At 35.9% G+C, this 17,555-nt stretch carries 14 protein-coding genes; all 14 read left to right on the top strand.

Annotated features, from left to right (window positions below; translation table 11 throughout):
- Window positions 1-517: 517 nt before the first annotated feature.
- The gene (locus I2484_RS19130; RefSeq protein WP_207152666.1) at window positions 518-1,237 is read left to right on the top strand and encodes a hypothetical protein; all 720 of its coding nucleotides are present in this window, start codon (window positions 518-520) and stop codon (window positions 1,235-1,237) included.
- A gap of 381 nt (window positions 1,238-1,618) precedes the next feature.
- A complete protein-coding gene (locus I2484_RS19125; protein ID WP_207152665.1) occupies window positions 1,619-2,875 on the top strand; it encodes a GTPase in 1,257 nt (418 codons plus the stop codon).
- 540 nt (window positions 2,876-3,415) lie between these two features.
- Window positions 3,416-4,696 carry a RecT family recombinase gene (locus I2484_RS19120; protein ID WP_207152664.1) on the top strand — a complete coding sequence of 427 codons (1,281 nt, stop codon included), beginning with the start codon at window positions 3,416-3,418 and terminating at the stop codon, window positions 4,694-4,696.
- A 2-nt stretch (window positions 4,697-4,698) separates the two neighbouring features.
- Window positions 4,699-5,484, top strand: coding sequence for a hypothetical protein (locus I2484_RS19115; RefSeq protein WP_207152663.1), 786 nt, complete (start codon window positions 4,699-4,701; stop codon window positions 5,482-5,484).
- 69 nt (window positions 5,485-5,553) lie between these two features.
- A complete protein-coding gene (locus tag I2484_RS19110) occupies window positions 5,554-6,030 on the top strand; it encodes a single-stranded DNA-binding protein (protein ID WP_207152667.1) in 477 nt (158 codons plus the stop codon).
- Window positions 6,031-6,112: 82 nt separating this feature from the next.
- Window positions 6,113-6,817, top strand: a complete 705-nt coding sequence (locus tag I2484_RS19105) for a PD-(D/E)XK nuclease family protein (RefSeq protein ID WP_207152662.1) — start codon at window positions 6,113-6,115, stop codon at window positions 6,815-6,817.
- 222 nt (window positions 6,818-7,039) lie between these two features.
- The gene (locus tag I2484_RS19100) at window positions 7,040-8,278 is read left to right on the top strand and encodes a hypothetical protein (protein WP_207152661.1); all 1,239 of its coding nucleotides are present in this window, start codon (window positions 7,040-7,042) and stop codon (window positions 8,276-8,278) included.
- A 366-nt stretch (window positions 8,279-8,644) separates the two neighbouring features.
- Window positions 8,645-8,893: a hypothetical protein gene (locus I2484_RS19095; protein ID WP_207152660.1), complete on the top strand. Its 249-nt coding sequence runs from the start codon at window positions 8,645-8,647 to the stop codon at window positions 8,891-8,893.
- Between the two features lie 15 nt (window positions 8,894-8,908).
- Window positions 8,909-9,271, top strand: coding sequence for a hypothetical protein (locus tag I2484_RS19090; protein ID WP_207152659.1), 363 nt, complete (start codon window positions 8,909-8,911; stop codon window positions 9,269-9,271).
- A 118-nt stretch (window positions 9,272-9,389) separates the two neighbouring features.
- Complete coding sequence (gene radC, locus I2484_RS19085; RefSeq protein WP_207152658.1) at window positions 9,390-10,052, top strand: RadC family protein; 663 nt, start codon at window positions 9,390-9,392, stop codon at window positions 10,050-10,052.
- A 329-nt stretch (window positions 10,053-10,381) separates the two neighbouring features.
- Entirely contained in the window at window positions 10,382-10,981 is a 600-nt protein-coding gene (locus I2484_RS19080) for a DUF1819 family protein (protein WP_207152657.1), read from the top strand.
- Window positions 10,982-10,984: 3 nt separating this feature from the next.
- The gene (locus I2484_RS19075) at window positions 10,985-11,527 is read left to right on the top strand and encodes a DUF1788 domain-containing protein (RefSeq protein ID WP_207152656.1); all 543 of its coding nucleotides are present in this window, start codon (window positions 10,985-10,987) and stop codon (window positions 11,525-11,527) included.
- Window positions 11,528-11,540: 13 nt separating this feature from the next.
- The gene (gene brxC / locus I2484_RS19070; protein WP_207152655.1) at window positions 11,541-15,116 is read left to right on the top strand and encodes a BREX system P-loop protein BrxC; all 3,576 of its coding nucleotides are present in this window, start codon (window positions 11,541-11,543) and stop codon (window positions 15,114-15,116) included.
- Between the two features lie 59 nt (window positions 15,117-15,175).
- The coding region (pglX, locus tag I2484_RS19065) for a BREX-1 system adenine-specific DNA-methyltransferase PglX (protein WP_207152654.1) at window positions 15,176-17,555 on the top strand (2,380 nt) is incomplete at its 3' end.

The following is a 17,555-nucleotide window of genomic DNA, read 5'->3' as shown; positions in this document are numbered from 1 at the left end:
CTTAATATTAAGAGCAAATAAGTGCTACTCGTAAGTTATAAAAAAGCAATAAGTGTATTCACAATGAAAAGGTTGGATTGTCATTTACACATAAATATTGACACTCCCTTTGTAGATACAGGTAATGAAATTGAAGTAGAAGTTATAGATGAAAGTAGTATAGGTAAGGTTCTTTTAGAAGTTTAAAATTATTTATAATCCTTTAGAATTAAGCCTATAATCAAAGCGACTACTAATCAGTCTACTTAAAAAATGAGACAATATAGACAACCCATTTTCAAAATCGGACGTAGTATTTCAGAAGATGATAAACCTAATCCTTCGCTATAGATGCGTAGGATTAGGTTTTTTCTTATAACATACTTAATGTTATAAGATTCACTTTCTTGTCATTATCCCACTGGTAAACTCATTGGCAACTAGTGGTTAGCTTTTGTGACAATTACTGGGAAATAATATTGTGAGAGTTATACTTTTTTATGGCCAAAATCAATTAATCTAATTGGAGGAGAAATCTATGTCAACTAGTGCTTTTTCTTTATCCCACGAATGGAATTTGCATTGGACACGAATACCATCAAACATAAAAGTTTCAGATTATATCAACGGTGAATCACCAAAAGAGCGTAAAGCATTGGAGGCACTTGCAGCAGTGGGGATAATAGAGGGAGCACAACTCTTTAGGTTATTTTCATTGGATAAGAAACGGCTCATACGAATGGTTTTGGAAAAGAAAATTGTTAGACATGAATTGAAAAGGAACAAACAGATCATACCGATTTTTACACTTGGGATAAATGGGGCTGTCATTGTGGGGCTGAAAGATTGTTATGACAGTAATTATTGGGTTGAATACAAAATAGAAGGTGTTTTGAAACGTCTTTTGTTCTTTCAACTGTTTCAACATTTTCCAGGATCACAAATATTGCCGACGCAAGACCCGTTTAGTGGGGCAATTGAGTTTAAAGGAAAGCCGATTTATGTGTATGTGGTACGCGGTGATGTGAGTGATTTACTTAATTATTTGAAGTGGAGGGTCCAACATTTTAATGAGCGTCTCATTATCGTTGCAGAGTCACTTCAACATTTACAGTCAATCATAGTGAATATAGTAAAGATAAAAGTTCGTGTGATAATTGACATGGATATGCGTGGAGAAGTAGACGATGTTCAAAGTCAACTTTATTACCTTAATAGTAAAGGGGAATTTGAAAAAGAAGCAGAAGGCGTAAAATAGATACCTTACTAGAATAATCTAGACCAAGGTAAGAATTGAGTCAGAACTGGGTTTCAAGCCGCTAGCATTCTCTAAAAGGCAGTGCATATGAAAAGTTGTATGATTACTATTGCCTGTTGATTATGGGCGGCAAATCTACAGGTATGACTTTTAACATTAACTATATGGAACTGGTAAAGTCTTGCGGTTCCTTGCAAGTCAAATACAACAAATTAAGCTATGTATGTAATATTCTGAAGATTGATTAATCTGGGAGTCTATGGGATAATTTTAGGGTATACGTCACAGAATGAGTTTATTGAATACATAAAAACACGTAACAAAGCAATTTATGTTATAAGAATCTTGACTAGAAAATATAATTTGAAGGAGAAGATTAAAGTGGCTATCGATAAAGTAAAAACTAAGGAGTTATTAGAGACAATTGATGAACTATTTGATGCAATACCTGTTAAAAACGAAGCAATAAAATCTCAAATTAAAAAATTGGTTTTGGGACCAGCTCTTGATGATATTAGAAAGTTGGTTGATGAAAGTAGACCGCCAGTATTAATGTTAATGGGACAACGCGGTCATGGTAAATCGTCACTGATTAATGCATTGGCTGGAAAAGATGTAGCGGAAACTAATGACTTCCAAGCCCAAGAGCCCCAAGACGAACCCTATTTGATTACATTTGCTGAAGAGTATTCAACATGGAAGGTTGTTGATACTAGAGGTGTTTTTGAGTCGTCAAAACCTGATGAATCAGTAGAAGATGATGCAATATCTGCATTAAAAAATAGCATTTTGAAGCATAAGCCAGACGTAATACTACATGTTATGGCAATGCCACAAGTAAGCGCAGCTGAAAAAGATATGGAATTTAGAGCTGAGCTAAAGAAATTTATTAAAGAAAATCTAAAGTATGATATTCCATTGGTTATGATACTAAATAAAGCAGATACCTTTAAGAATCCAAGACAGTGGCCGCCAGAAGAATTTGCAATTAAAGCGGCTGACTTAGATGAACAAATGGAATATGTAATAAGCAGCATGTTGAATGCGAGTAAGAAGCCGCTCAATGCTAACATTCCATATTACGGTTATGAACTTAGTGGTAGTGATTACTTAGGAATTATTCCGGTAGCATCACTGAAAGATGATCTTTGGAATATTAATACTTTGTTAGACTTTATAGGAAAAAACTTACCTGAGTCAGCGCAATTAGATTTTTTTCAAGCGCAAAAAAGATCAATACCATTAAAGAAATTATCCTCGGATCTAATTAAGAGGTTCTCAACTATAGCTGGGGGTGTAGGTTCTACTCCCATTCCAATTGCTGATATAGCATTGTTAGTACCGATTCAAATGTTAATGATTAGTGTGATTGGCGCGTTATCTGGAAGAACAGCAACAAAAGAAACTGCTTTGGAATATCTAGCTGCAGCGGGTATAAATGTCGGTGCAGGTTTTGGTTTAAGGGAAGTTGCACGACAAGCGGCCAAGCTAATTCCAGTAGGAGGTTTCGCAGTATCAGGATCGATTGCTGCTGCAAGTACATGGGGTATTGGTAAATCCGCGGAAGCTTACTTTTTCAATAATGAAATAAAGTCTCCTGAGTCATTCAAAACTTTGGATAAAGGAAATAAAGAATAAAAGTCTCATTAATTCTGTTAATTATAAAAGTGATTCAAAATTCTACTTCTCTTGTTTCTAAAAGAAAAGAGAGGTAGAGTTTTATAAACTTTTTATAAGATTTCGCTTCAGCTTGCTATCCAATTTTTCGTTAGATATAATATATACATATTTCATTAGTTTTCATGTCACCATTATTTTCAGGTGAATGTCGCCATACCTTTTACTTACTAAAGGAGATTCGACACAAATGTTCAGCCTTCGTATTTTCATTCTCTTTGAGAAAAGTTAGGCAGACGTATGACGTCACAAAACTGCTTTACGCACACGAGATACTTACGCATTATTTGCGTGATATATATATTTAAAGCCGATTGATCCCATTTTGGGCGATATCGGCTTTTTTTGTTTCAAAAATTAGAAAGGAGTACTGCAATGAAATGATATGAAAACAAAACAACTTTCGTTTTCTGCCAGAGTAGGTTATTTAAAAGTCGATTGATCCCTTATGGGTAAAGTCGACTTTTTTATTTATAAAAAATACAAAAGGAGATGGTTTAAATGGAAAAAGTATTGACGTTTACAAACGAACAGAAGTCGTTGATTTGGAATCGGTTTGTACAGCCAGCAAAAGGAACGCAAGAAGAGGCGAATCATTTTATTGAAGTGTGTGAGACATTCGGCTTGAATCCTTTGCTTGGTGATATCGTTTTTCAACGTTATGAAACGAAGAATGGACCGAATACATCTTTCATTACTACTCGCAATGGGTTGCTTCGTGTAGCGACTACACAAGAAGGCTATGTAGGGCCTCCCAACGCTAACGTGGTTAGAGAGGGAGATACATTCGAGTTCATCCCTTCAGAAGGAAGTGTGCGACATGAATTCGGTCAGAAACGTGGTCCAATACTTGGTGCTTACGCAGTCATGCATCATAAACGTTTTAGACCAGTTGCTGTATTCGTTGATTTCCAGGAATACTTTCAAGCGAATTCAGGAGAAATAAACTCGCGGTATAAAAATAAAAACGTTTGGGATAAAATGCCCTCGGCTATGATCCAGAAAATAGCTGAAGTCTTCGTACTTCGTCGTCAGTTCCCATTGGGTGGTTTGTACACCCGTGAAGAAATGTCACTCGAAGAAAATGAAAATGGTAATAGTGGAAATGCAGACATTCCGAACCAGTCTAATCCAGCCCCTGAAAAACAAAGCGAAGTGGTTGAGCATCAACAGACTCCTGAAGCACCTATTCAACAGCCAAAGGAAAACGCTGTCGAAGGGGTATTCATCCTACAAAGTTTTGAAAAAGGCGTAAGTCCACAAAATGTTCCGTTTGCAAAATTAAACGTAATGAACAAAGCAAGCAGTGAAGTAAGTCTTGTTTTGGTAAAAGAGAAAGAAGAAATAATTGAATCTTTGAGTCATTTTCAAACGGGGCAAGAGTTGTCTTTGGTCATTAAAAATGAAAGTGGCTTTAATTTTCTTGAAACGTTCACGCTGGTTCAAATGGAAGAACAAAATGTTCAAGTTGAATCATCGCCCGAACAAGCAGAACCCGGTCAAAAGGAAAAGCAATTAGTTTCTGATACTGCTGAACCACTTGAAGCATTCATTATGGAAAAATACGAACCAGGTACAACACCAGCTGGCGTATCTTTTGCGAAAATGTATGTGAAAAACATTGCGGATAATAAGCAATCTATGGTTTTTGCACAAGGTCAAGAAGCGGTTGAGAAAACGAAGCATCTATTCGAAGGTAGCGAATTTGCAATGCAGACTCGTATTAAAAATGGATTTACGTTTTTCGTGAAATTGGAAGATGCAGATAAAAGGAGTGCTTAATTATGCTCCCAGAGATCCTAAAAGTTGCCGAGGAATATGGACTAACGTTCAATCCTCGGACTCACGTTAAAAAGGAGATACTTTGCAAATGCACGTTTTGCGAAGAAGATTCTAAGCCTGGAAAAGGTCATAAGTTTTACCTATCTTTAAATACACAAGATCAAGTGTACAAATGTTGGTACTGTGGCGTTTCCGGTGGTGTTTTGGACTTTGAAGCAAAGTTGTCAGGTCTTCCTTATAACAAAGTACGTGAAAAGTATTTTGGGAAAAGAAAGAAACCAGTACATCCTGCTGAAAGTTTAAATGCACGTCAGCTTCGATTAATCGGATGGGCTGAATACAAACGAAAAGATCGTAACGATTTTAAAAAGAATCGAGAATCGGTTTTAAGGGATTGGAAAAAGTATGAGCATGGTGAGTTGGTAAAACACTTTGCTTTGTTCATGGTCGTCGCTCATATTGAAAATCAAGCAGAACGCCAAAATGAACTTCTTCAATATGTCATTCAGTCGTGTCATAACGCACGAATTTATTTGTTGTTCAATCAACTGTTGGCTGAATACGTGAAAGATGAAGAGGAACGTAGCGGTTGGGCTAAAGAAGGTACTGAAATAGCACGGAGGGCATGGAAAGCGTCGTTATCAACCTACGACTTCGGCATGGATAAGGTCGTGTACAACGTCGTATTTCTTTATTACATGCTTGAAATGGATAAAAAGAAAACGCCCATAAAAAGTACTCATAAAAATGAAACATTCGTGGAAGATGAAATGTCTTTCGCTAATTAAAATATCCGTCACCCTTTACGAAGGAGAAATAGGGACGTGACTGTAAAACAGTTACGAGAAAAGGAGAACATTATGAATAACGTAAGCCTAGTAGGCCGATTAACGAAAGAGCCAGAATTGAAATATACACAAAACGGTGTGGCAGTATGTAACTTTACACTTGCGATCAATCGTCCTTTTAAAAATGCGAATGGTGAAAATGAAGCAGACTTTATCATGATCCAAGTTTGGAAAAAGTCGGCTGAAAATGCAGCGAACTTCCTTAAGAAAGGTAGTCAAGCGGCTGTAAATGGTCGTATTAATACTCGACACTATGAGAATGATAAAGGCGACCGTGTATACGTTACAGAGGTAGTCGCTGACTTTGTACAGTTCCTAGATCCGAAACCACAAGGTCAGGTCAATCAACCACAGCAAGGACAAGGGAACTACCAGAAACAACCCAATCCATATGTTGGTAACAGTAACGCTCAAAATCAAAATAGTAATCAATTCGAAACAGGTGGAGGTCCTATTGCGGTAAGTGATGATGACCTGCCGTTTTAGCTGATGGGAATTTAGTAGAAGGAGATTGGGTTTCCAGTCTCCTTTTACTTATTGAAAGAAAATGAAGAAAGGAGAGATCATCATGATTTACTCTTTTTCACGCATAAATCTTTACACAACCTGTCCTTATCGATTCTTCAAGAAATACATTGAAGGATACGAAGAACCAACGACATATCCTTTAGCATTGGGTAAGGGTGTTCATAAAGCAGTCGAAGATAAAATTAATGGGGTATCTCATTCAGAAGCCGTTTTAAATGGCATGATTGAAGCTGAGTTTCATCCAGAAGTAACCAAGGATGAATTATCGCAGTTGGTGAGTCATGCGCCGTTAACAAAGGATATGGGGAACACGGAGATCCATTTTCAACTACCTTTATCCGATGCAGATTCTGCCCCGATGTTGCAAGGCTATATTGATCTTGTTTCACCAGATGGAAGTAAAATAGTCGATTGGAAAACGAATCGTGTGAGATACGATGTTCGTGACAATCATCAATTAGGACTGTATGCGTGGGCTATAGGACAATTAAAGAATAGACATACGGTTGAAGGTAGCTTATATTTTCTCCGGTTCAGGAGAGCGAGTAAACATGTTTTTAATCGGTCTGACATGGAGGATTCAAGACAATGGGCTTTACGTGTGGCGAATGAAATCAATTCCAAGCAGGAGATCTTAGACTTACTACCAGAAGAAGCGGAAAATTTATTCCAATCAACACCTTCTAGCCATTGTAGGCACTGTCCGTTTGCGATTGAATGTTTTCGCAAGTTTAGTAGTTATTAAAAGATGAATATAGAACAGAATTAGCACCGATGTGGATTAATTCCTTCGGTGTTTTTTGCTGAATTCTAATCTCTATGAATTGGAAAACATTCATCTTTTGTGGGATGATTATAGAACGAATGTTTTGTAAGGTTTGTAGAATGCAATTTCTAAAGTTTTATTCCTAATTATTAATATTAAAATCTGGTTGAAAACAATAAATTACTTTGAGGAGTGTTTGTAATGATAGCGGAATTAGATGGAGAGCTAACTAAAAAATTTAGATCCTTTGTTAATTCTAACAATTCATATGTTCGTATTTATTCAACTCAAAATAAAGATGCGAATGCTTGGAGCAAGATTTGTTCATGTATGGATTGGTTAGACGTAGCAATTGAAGGAATTAAAGAACCAGTATTAGACCGGAATATGAATAAAAGTTCATTGAATTTTGCTCATTTTTTAATAGATATCGATATGATCATTGAAAGTATAGAAAATCTATGGTTAGCCTTTAGTTCAGTGTTTAAAAAAATTAAAGAGTACAAATCTGATTCTAACGAAATTTTCAATGCGTTCGAATTTGGTAAACCGTATACGGACCGCGAATACTTTAAAGAAGTTAGAGCATGGTTTGGTATCCATGCAGTAAACGGTAACTCTAGGAATTTACCTGGCTTTAAAAATTCAGTAAGATTTTTTAGTAGTTGGTCAAGTTCGCATGCACTAGGCGAGTATGTTTTAATCCTGTACTCCAATAACCAGCAAGCAGAAAAGGAATATGGAGGTATAAAAAAAGTCCTTGTAAAAGATTTAGTTAGACTGGCTCAGGAATATTATTTCAGCCTAGAAAAGTTAATGGAAGAACTTCAAAAAAGTTATGAAGTTGAAATGGATACCTTGCGTTCTGATGCCATTTATTTAGACAGGGAACTTAGCGATTTGAAGAAATTAAAGTATTTAAGGAAAGTATCACTTGAGAGAAAAATCACCCGTGAATTTTATGAACATGATGTTGAAAGGTACTTGAAGTTTTTGGAAGTAGATTTATCGGTATATAGGCAAGATGATAAGAAACTTATTTTGGACTACTTAGGTTCTTTATCTCCTATTATACAAAACTATAAGATCCTACTAGAACAAATAGATATTGATGATGATAATATTTTTGAACTAATGAATCTGAAATCTAATTGGTATAGAGAAAATCATTATGCAGCTTCAAAAGCACTGGAGAAAAAAGAAAATCCTGAGCTTTCATGCTTTACGGATGACTTTGAAATTCGATTGCTGATTGGCGTTGGATTACCTGAATATATTCAAAAACTTCAGGGTTTTGAATTTTCTTTATTAGTTTATTCATATGATAATATGTTTTATAAAACAGAACCCCCGAAAACAGCTTTTCTGAAATCAACGTTAATAATTGACGACACAAATGATGAATTGGAGATTATTACAATACCAAAAATAGAAAGTTAAAGAAATTTGTAGATTTACTTAGCTTTTAAGTAGTTAATCGTTTCTGTTTCCAAAGTGTTGCGACGCCTACATTGATTTGATAAACTTAAACTATATTCTATTAGTTTCCAAGTCATCGTATTTTGATGAAAGTCGTTATACCTTTTCATTATACAAAAGGAGATTCGACACAAATGTTGCAGCCTTTGTATTCTCGTTTCGGGAAAAGATAGGCAGATGTAATTGTACGTCACAAAATTGCATACAAGCATATCCATATGGGTATTTCCGCATTTTTGCGTGATATATATTAAAAGTCGATTGAATCCTTCGGGGTACGGTCGACTTTTTTTGTTTTCAAAAATAAAAGGGAATGGAGTGATTTAAATGGTTGGAAAACAATTGGAAAGTCTAATTTCCGATGTTAAAAAGGGGGGTACAAAGAAATGTTTCATCTGTTATGTGGATGAAAAGAAAGAAAGGAAATTCCTTGTCTTTAAGTTTGGTGGTATCTATCAACTTGATAGCAAAGGAGAAGTTAAAAAGCTAAACTTGCTTACCGACATTCAAGAGATTTTCTTGTCCATAGAAAACGGTGATGTAAAAGTTATCGGTAGCGGAAATATTGGAATCTAAAGGAGGAATTCAATCATGGTACTAGCAAAGACAGAGGAAGTTAAAAGCATGGATCATGCAGTAAGTTTAGGTAAAGAAATTGAGCGCGTTGAAGCAGCTTTAAAAGCAATGAAAGCAGAGTTGAAAGCATTCGTTGATGTAAATGGTTCTGTTGATACTGGTGATGTGATTTGGGATTACAGTATATCTGCATCGTGGAGTTTCAATGAAGAGGGGCTTAAAGAATTAGCGCAAAACATGGTTTTGGAAGGCGTTAATCCATGGAAAGTGTTAAACATCACTGCTTCTAACCTTAAGAAGTTGGGCTGGAATGATACCGTGGTAGCAAAAATGGGTGAAAAAAAAGAGACAAGAAGATTCTCGTCTCGTAAAAAGTGATTCTTTAAAACAATGTAGATTAATTATAACATAAAAAACCCTCCACCGGGTAGGGAAGAGTGGCACATGAAAGGTAGTGCCACTCGGCGCTAGCTTTGTGTGAGAAGGGACAATTAAAATGAATACTAAAAAATATATTTCATCTGCTCGTGAAGCAGTAGCAACATATGATGCAGTCGGTTCTGAAGCGGTCATAGAGTTACAGGACATTCTTGCTGTCTTAATCGGACCCTCTTCAACACCTGAATTTACAGGTCGTTTAGCAGGCCATGGGTTAAGGACTTTGATAGAGATGACAGTTTCCGAATTGGAAGAGGAAGGCATGACACATAATGAAGCTTTGAAAGTTCATTCGGGTATGCTTCTCGCTAAAAAGGTACGAAACGTTGGAAAGAATAAAACACGTTATACAATAAGATCCCCAGAGGAAGCAGCGTCGTATATGATGGCAGAAATGACATTACTAACGCAGGAGCATTTCGTAGTCTTGTATCTAAATGTAAAGAATGAAGTGCTTCATAAAAAGACCATTTTCATTGGTTCGTTAAATTCCTCGATAGTACATCCGAGGGAGGTGTATAAAGAAGCTGTGAAACATAGTGCTGCTTCTATAATTTGTCTTCATAACCATCCCAGCGGCACAGTTACTCCTTCGCCTGATGACATAGAAGTTACAAAGAGATTGGCTGAAGCAGGTAGTGTTATGGGGGTGGAACTATTGGATCACGTGATTATTGGTGATCATAAGTTTCTTTCGCTTAAAGAAAAGGGGTATATGTGAAAAGTATTCTAAAGGTATATTAATCTATAGACTTAAACAGAACGAGCAGTTACGTGTGATTAATTCAATCACATGTAACTGCTTTTTACTTTGTTTTTTTTGGTAGCTAAACTTAATTACGTATATGACGTAAATTAAAGTTTTTTATTTTGTGATACTATATATATAGTCCTATAAGGTTAACAGAATTTACTGTTTTGAAAAAAACTTGAAATTTGGATGTGGAAAGTGTTTCCGCTATACTCTAACGAGGGTTTATCTTTACCAAAACTGCTATAATAACAAGTATAAATGTACTATTTCTTTATTTTACGAAAGGAATTTAAACTATGATGGACTATTCAGCGGGATTTACGAGCGAGGGTTGGTTTCAGCATGAGATACACATTGTTTTGGCATACAAACAAAAAGGCTTAAATCGTGGAGAAATACTTCATGAAGTAATCGGAAAAAATTTATTTCAGATGAGAAGTGAGTCAGGGATTCGCAAGCGATTTCAAATGGTTTACCGTCGTACGGAAACACTGAGTCCGTCATTAGTAGATTATTATTTAAGTGGCTCACGATTCGATCAAAAAGCTATTGTTCTATATAGCTTTTTAAAAGGGTATCGTTATGCTTATGAATTTTTCCAGGAAGTGATTGTATTAAATTACCAAAGTAATAAATACGACTTTCAATATGTTGATTTAGCTTACTTCCTAGAACGAAAAGAGGCACAATCAGAAAAAATTCTCAACTGGCATCCTGATACGAAAAAAAGAATTGGTGGTATATTATTACGCTTCTTTAAAGAAGCCGAGCTAGTTGAAGTATTAGAAAAACAGAATAGAATAGTACCTCTTCATTTAAGCCAGAATCTAAAACAGTACGCGGAGGAACATGATCCGCTACTTTACTTATTATGCAATCTAAAGGAAGGTGAATAAACTATGACAACCTATAACCGACTACAAACAATGGAGGCTCGTATTAATGAGGAAGGGTTCACAACACCGACGGGAATTGGCAGTGAAATCCCTCATTATATACTTGACTATCCACCAGAAGATGAGCTCATTGTTCGTACCTATGTAGAAAGTCTACTCAAACGTAGTTCTTTAAATATAAAAGAAATTAACTTATTTCAATTTCTTTTAAGTATGTTTGAAGACGACATCGATGAGTTACTTGAGATTGCAGAAGAAGAAGGCTATGGGGAGCTGACGCAAGCCTTACAAACCGTACTAGAAGACCAAAACTTAATGGTTGATACGTTTGTAGAGCGTGTAAATGACGCTGAATTAGTATTCATTACTGGTGTTGGAACTGTACATCCTTTTCTTCGCTCCAGTCATTTGTTGAAGAAACTTTCTAATCATGCATTTCGTAAAGCAATTATACTTTTCTATCCGGGACATTTTACAGGTTTGGAACTAAAACTATTTAACATTTTTGAAAATGAAGATGAATACCAAATAGCGCGTATTTCGTAAGGAGGGAAATCAAGTGATTATTCAAGGAATATTCAAGAAAGATATATTGCGTCCAATTAACGGAGTAGTGCAAGCTGGTCAACTAGATGAAGCAACAATAAAAAATGAGCTTGAAGAGTATGTTGTCACAAAAGAAATTTTAGAAAACTTGCAAACGTTTTATCAAAATTACACAAAAGCATACACATCCCCAACAAAGGATACTGGTGTCTGGGTTTCGGGCTTCTTTGGATCTGGTAAATCGCATTTTCTGAAAATACTTTCTTACCTACTTGATGGTAAAGAAGTAGACAATCAAAAAGCGTATGAACTTTTTGAAGATAAGTTTAATGATGAAAAGTTATTAAACCTAATGATTCGTAGTAATGAAAAGAAATCCGATACGCTCCTTTTTAACGTTGGGTCTGAATCAGGTGCCAATTCTGCGCGGACGAATAAAGAAAGTGTTATCGAAATCATGTTACGAATATTTAATGGTCATTTGGGCTATTCCCATACGTTATGGGTTGCAAACTTTGAAAGACAGTTGGCCAATGAAGCACAATATCAGCTATTTAAAGATAAAATTCGTGAATTATACGAAGAAGAGTGGGAAATATTCCGTATAAAGATGGGGACGCGTCGTAAAAAAGTTATTACAGCGTTAATTGAAATAGGCTACGATGAGGAGTCTGCCAAATTTTTATTTGAAATTACGAAAGGCAATTCTTCTATATCCGCAATAGACTTAGCCAAACTTATTGCTGACTATTGCAAATTGCAAGGTCCAAAGTATCGTCTTATTTTTTTAATCGATGAAGTAGGACAGTATATTGGAACGGATTCTAGTTTAATGCTGGATTTACAAAATGCAGTAGAAGAAATCGGTGCTGCTACGATGGGACAAGCATGGATTATTGTGACTTCCCAAGAAAAAATCACAGCAGCTACGACTGTACATAGCACAAATGACTTTTCTAAAATCCAAGGGCGCTTTGCTACACGCATTAACCTTTCTAGCTCCAATACTGATCAGGTGATTAGACACCGTATTTTAGAGAAGACAGAAACGGCTGAAAAAACATTACAAGCAACGTTTGAGCCAATCGAACAATTAATACGCAATCGTCTGTCATTTGATACAGATACTACACAATTACGTCCTGGCTATCGTACGGTAGAAGAATTTACATCATTTTATCCTTTTGTGCCATACCAAGTGGAACTTTTACAAAAAGTATTAGAAAAAATCAATATCCACGGTGAAGGGGGTACTTCAACTTCACGTGGAGAACGCTCCTTATTAAAAGCATTCCAAGAAGCAGCCATCTTAAATAGGAAAGAAAAAGTTGGAAGTCTTGTAACAATGGCGGAGTTTTTCCCGTCCATTCGTCACTTCTTAGAATCAAGTATTACACAAACCATTTCCCGTGCAGAAGATCGAGCAAGAAATCATGAAAATTTACTTACACAAGATGTAGAAGTATTAAAAGTGCTGTATTTAATCAAAGGAATTGATGGGATTAAAGCAACATCGAATAACATAGCAACACTTTTACTCGAATCTATTGATTCCGATCAAACGGACTTACCTATCAAAGAGTCATTAAACCGTCTAGAACAAGCGATGTTCGTTGAAAAACATGCGGATGGTACGTATTCATTCCTATCAGATGAAGAACAAGAAATCAATAAAGAAATCCGCAGCTTGGAAGTGAATGCAAGTAAAATCAAAGAACAAATTGGTGATTTATTCTTTATGAAAATGTATCCAAAGACAAAGTTTGATTATCGCAAAGACACACAACCCTTTGATTTTAATAAGCGCTTTGATAGTTATGCAAAAGGAAATATGTCTCATGCCTTAACACTGCAAGTGTATGCTGGTTCTATATCTATAACAGAAGCACAACTTCAAGCTGTTGAAGGACAAATGGTGATTTATTTGAACGAAGAACTTATTGCAGAGGCAGAAGAAGCCATTCGTTACTCTGAACAAGTGCGGCGGTATGTGAATTTAAAACGTAACAATAGTACAACACAAGCGCAACATCGTATTTATGATGCAAAACTTGCTTCTACTGATGAGTTTGAACAAAAAGCAGAAGTTTTACTTCAAAAAGCATGTGAACAAGCAACATTTTACATTCAAATGCAGGAGCGCGCATTCCGAGGGAATTTTGAAGCACAAGTAACCGAAGCATTCACAATGCTTATCCAAAACACGTATAAATATTTAGAATATATTGATGCGCCAATTCCTTTCAAGTCAGCTAAGGCGCAATGGGGTCAATTAGCTGAAAGTGGTATTGCATATGATTTACTTGGTGAAACAGGTAACCGCAAGGCTTATGATGAAATGATGCGCTATTTAGAAGAAGTCATTCGTCTACATCAAAAACCGTCATTAAAAGAAGTTATAGAGAAATATAGCCATGCCCCTTATGGCTGGAGTGAATACGACACAATTGGATTAGTGCTAGCATTGATGCAAGCAGGTAAACTACATTTATTAGAAGCGGACGAACGTTTCTTGCCAATTACACCTCAGTTTTATGATAAGTTAGGCAAGCTATCTGAGCGTGATAAAATCCGTGTCATTCCTGAAATTGAAGTAGATCCAAAAATTCGACTTAAATTTACAGTTATTTTCCGTGAATTCTTCGGGCGTATAGATGTTGGTGATTCTTATCAAGATTTCGTGAGGGAAATCAAACAAGCGTTGTCAGAACGTATAGTAAAGCCATTAGCTGAAATCAAGCACAAACGTGATATAAATCGTCATTCTAGCTATCCGTATCCCGGTGAACGGGAAATTAATGCCCTTTCGATGGACGTGCACAAATTACTACAAATTCGTGACCCAGAACAATTAGTACGTGAATTTATTGCATTAGAGGATGATCTGGAAGAATGGACAGACAAAATCGACCAATTAACAGGGTTTTATTTAAAATCGCCAGTTGACCGTTTTGATGATGCGGTAGAAGCATTAACACAATATCAAGCAGACTTACAATATATGCAGTCAGATGCCGTGGCTATTGTGAAAAAGAAAATAACGGATATTTTAACGAAACTTGAGCCATATCTTGAAATACCACAGTTGCCACAGTTAGTTGAAAAGTTAAGTGGTGCTATTCAAACCGAAGTAACAGAACAAAAACAAGCTATTTTAGTGCAAGTACAACAATTTGAGAAACGCATTGCAGATTTACGTGACTATTATCAAAGTAATCCACCTGTACTTGAAGTCATCATGAGTGTAGACGCATCCTTTAAACAAAACAAAGAGCAAATTATGCAAGGTGAGAGCTTAGTCTCGATTCGTATGAAATTGGATCAACTGCGTATGTTAACAGACCAGGTTGAACGAAAAGCGAAGGAAAAGGAACAACGAATCATTAAAACACCTGTAACAGATACCAACAATCCAGCACCAGTAGAGAATGTAAAAGAAAAGACATTGAAAGTTATTTCATCCGCCGATCTTGCAAGTATGATTACTTATAAAAAGATTGAAACGCAATACGAACTAGATGAAGCTATCAAAGAGCTACGTGTAGCCCTATTAAAAGAGTTGAAAGACCATACGTTAGAAATTAACTAATAATTAGGGGAGACAAGGATTTCTTTGTCATCCCCCTTTTTTTAAAAGGAGCGGGAGAGATGAATAAAACAGAGTTAAAAAACTTTGCGATCAATGCACGTCAGGAGTTGTTAAGGCAAGTTAGCTTACGTGCAAAATTATTTGGTATAGATGATAAAACAGCACTAACAATCGAAGTACAATCCGGGCAGCTGTTAATTAATGGAGAACTATACCCTGTATATTTGAAATCCGCATTCAGTTCCCTACAAAAGCAGCTGGAGCAAAAAGGCCATGAACAAGTATTAGAAGAAGTCGCTTACACATGGTTTAATCGCATCATCGCAATTCGTTATATGGAAATACATGACTACTTACCAGAACGAGTGAATGTGTTATCGAGTAGTACAGGTCAGGTAGATCCAGATATTTTAACTGAATTTGAATCAATGGAATTACCAGTAAATAATGAAGAAGTAAGAGAACTACTGAACAACGGAGATACAGAAGGTGCCTATCGAAAGTTATTAATTGCTCAATGTAACGCTTTAAACGAAGTCCTGCCGTTTATGTTTGAAAATATTCAGGATTATACGGAACTACTATTGCCGGACTTCTTATTAGACCGTGAATCAATTATTAATACACTCGTACAAAATGGGGAACTTACTAAAAGCTTCGGAAAAATTGAAGTGATTGGGTGGTTGTATCAATACTATATTGCAGAAGAAAAAGATCGCGTGTTTAAACAAAAATCAAAATACACAAAAGAAGAGATTCCATTTGCAACACAGCTATTCACACCAAATTGGATTGTTCAATACATGGTGCAAAATTCTTTAGGACGTTACTGGACAGAAGCACATCCTGAAGATGAAGACTTAATTGTTAATTGGGATTATTTCTTGAAACATGGTAAGGAAGATTTCAAAGAAAAAATTGCTACATATGTCAATAAAGAATTAAAAGTAGAAGATATTAAATGCTTTGACCCGGCGATGGGAAGTGGGCATATTTTAGTATATATGTTTGATGTTTTATATGAAATTTACAGGAAACGTGGTTATATGGAAAGTGAAATTCCGAAGTTAATTCTTGAAAACAACTTGTATGGTTTAGATATTGATGATCGAGCATATCAATTAGCAAGCTTTGCTGTTGTTATGAAAGCGGTGCAATACAATAAACGTTTCCTGCGCAGTATTCAACGAGAAGGCATTACATTACATTTAGCGTCGATTCAAGAAACGAATAATGTAGCAGATGAAGTGATTGCTTACATTGCAGGAGAAGAACAGGGTGATAATTTCAAAAAAGTACAAGCATTCTTTAACCAATACCAAAATGCCAAAACATACGGCTCCCTAATTAACATTAGCGAGCGCGATACTAAGTTTATAGAACAGAGGTTGCAAGAGTTTGTAGATGCACCAGTTCAAGATTTATTTCAAGCAGATTATCATACGATTGCACTTGACATTCTACCTGATTTAATAAAACAGGCGAGAATCATGCGCAATGAATACGATATTGTCGTGATGAATCCACCGTATATGGGATCAGGAAGTATGAGTAAAGAGTTATCTGGTTTTCTAAAGAAAAACTATCCTGATTCCAAATCGGATTTGTTTTCTGCGTTTATGGAAGTGGATCAATATGAAAAAGATAACGGATTTTATGCAGCGATTAATCAGCATTCATGGATGTTTTTATCTAGCTTTGAAAAGCTACGTGGAAAAATCATTTCGAATAAATATATTGACACGATGTTACATCTAGGACCAAGGGCGTTTGAAGAAATTGGTGGGGAAGTTGTACAGTCCACTGCGTTTATATTAAGGAATAATAAGATGAATAATGGGTTAGGTGTTTATTTAAGATTAGTTGATGAAAGAACAGCTACAGAAAAAAGAGAAAAAGTAATAGAGGCTGTACAAAATCCTTCAGTTTCATATCGTTTTTCATTTAATCAAGAAAAATTCAGCAAAATACCTGGAAGTCCGATTGGATATTGGGTAAGTGATAAAGCTTTAAAATCATTTAATAACAAATTATTAGTCGACTATGCTTATCCTAAACAAGGTTTTGCAACGGGTAAAAATGACAGATTTTTAAGGGTTTGGCATGAGGTAAACTACAATAACTGTGGTTGGAATTTTTCAAACAATGAAGAGGCGAAACATAGCGAACTTAAATGGTTTCCTTGTAACAAAGGAGGTAGTTTTAGAAAATGGTTTGGAAATAATACGTACATGGCTAATTGGCAAAATGATGGATACGAAATGAGAAGTTTTGCTGGTTCTGTTATACGTAACCCTCAATTTTATTTTCAAGAAGGAATGACGTGGTCTACAATATTGTTAATGCTGCATTCAAAGGTCCAATTGTTGACGGGGTTATCTGTCCAAGGCTTGATGGCTATACTGTCCATTAGAGTCTACAGAAAGGAAAAACGTCTTC

Source organism: Sporosarcina sp. E16_8 (assembly GCF_017347095.1).
Taxonomy (GTDB): domain Bacteria; phylum Bacillota; class Bacilli; order Bacillales_A; family Planococcaceae; genus Sporosarcina.
The sequence above is the reverse complement of the archived record's forward strand: the minus strand, read 5'-3'. Positions and strand labels throughout refer to the sequence as shown.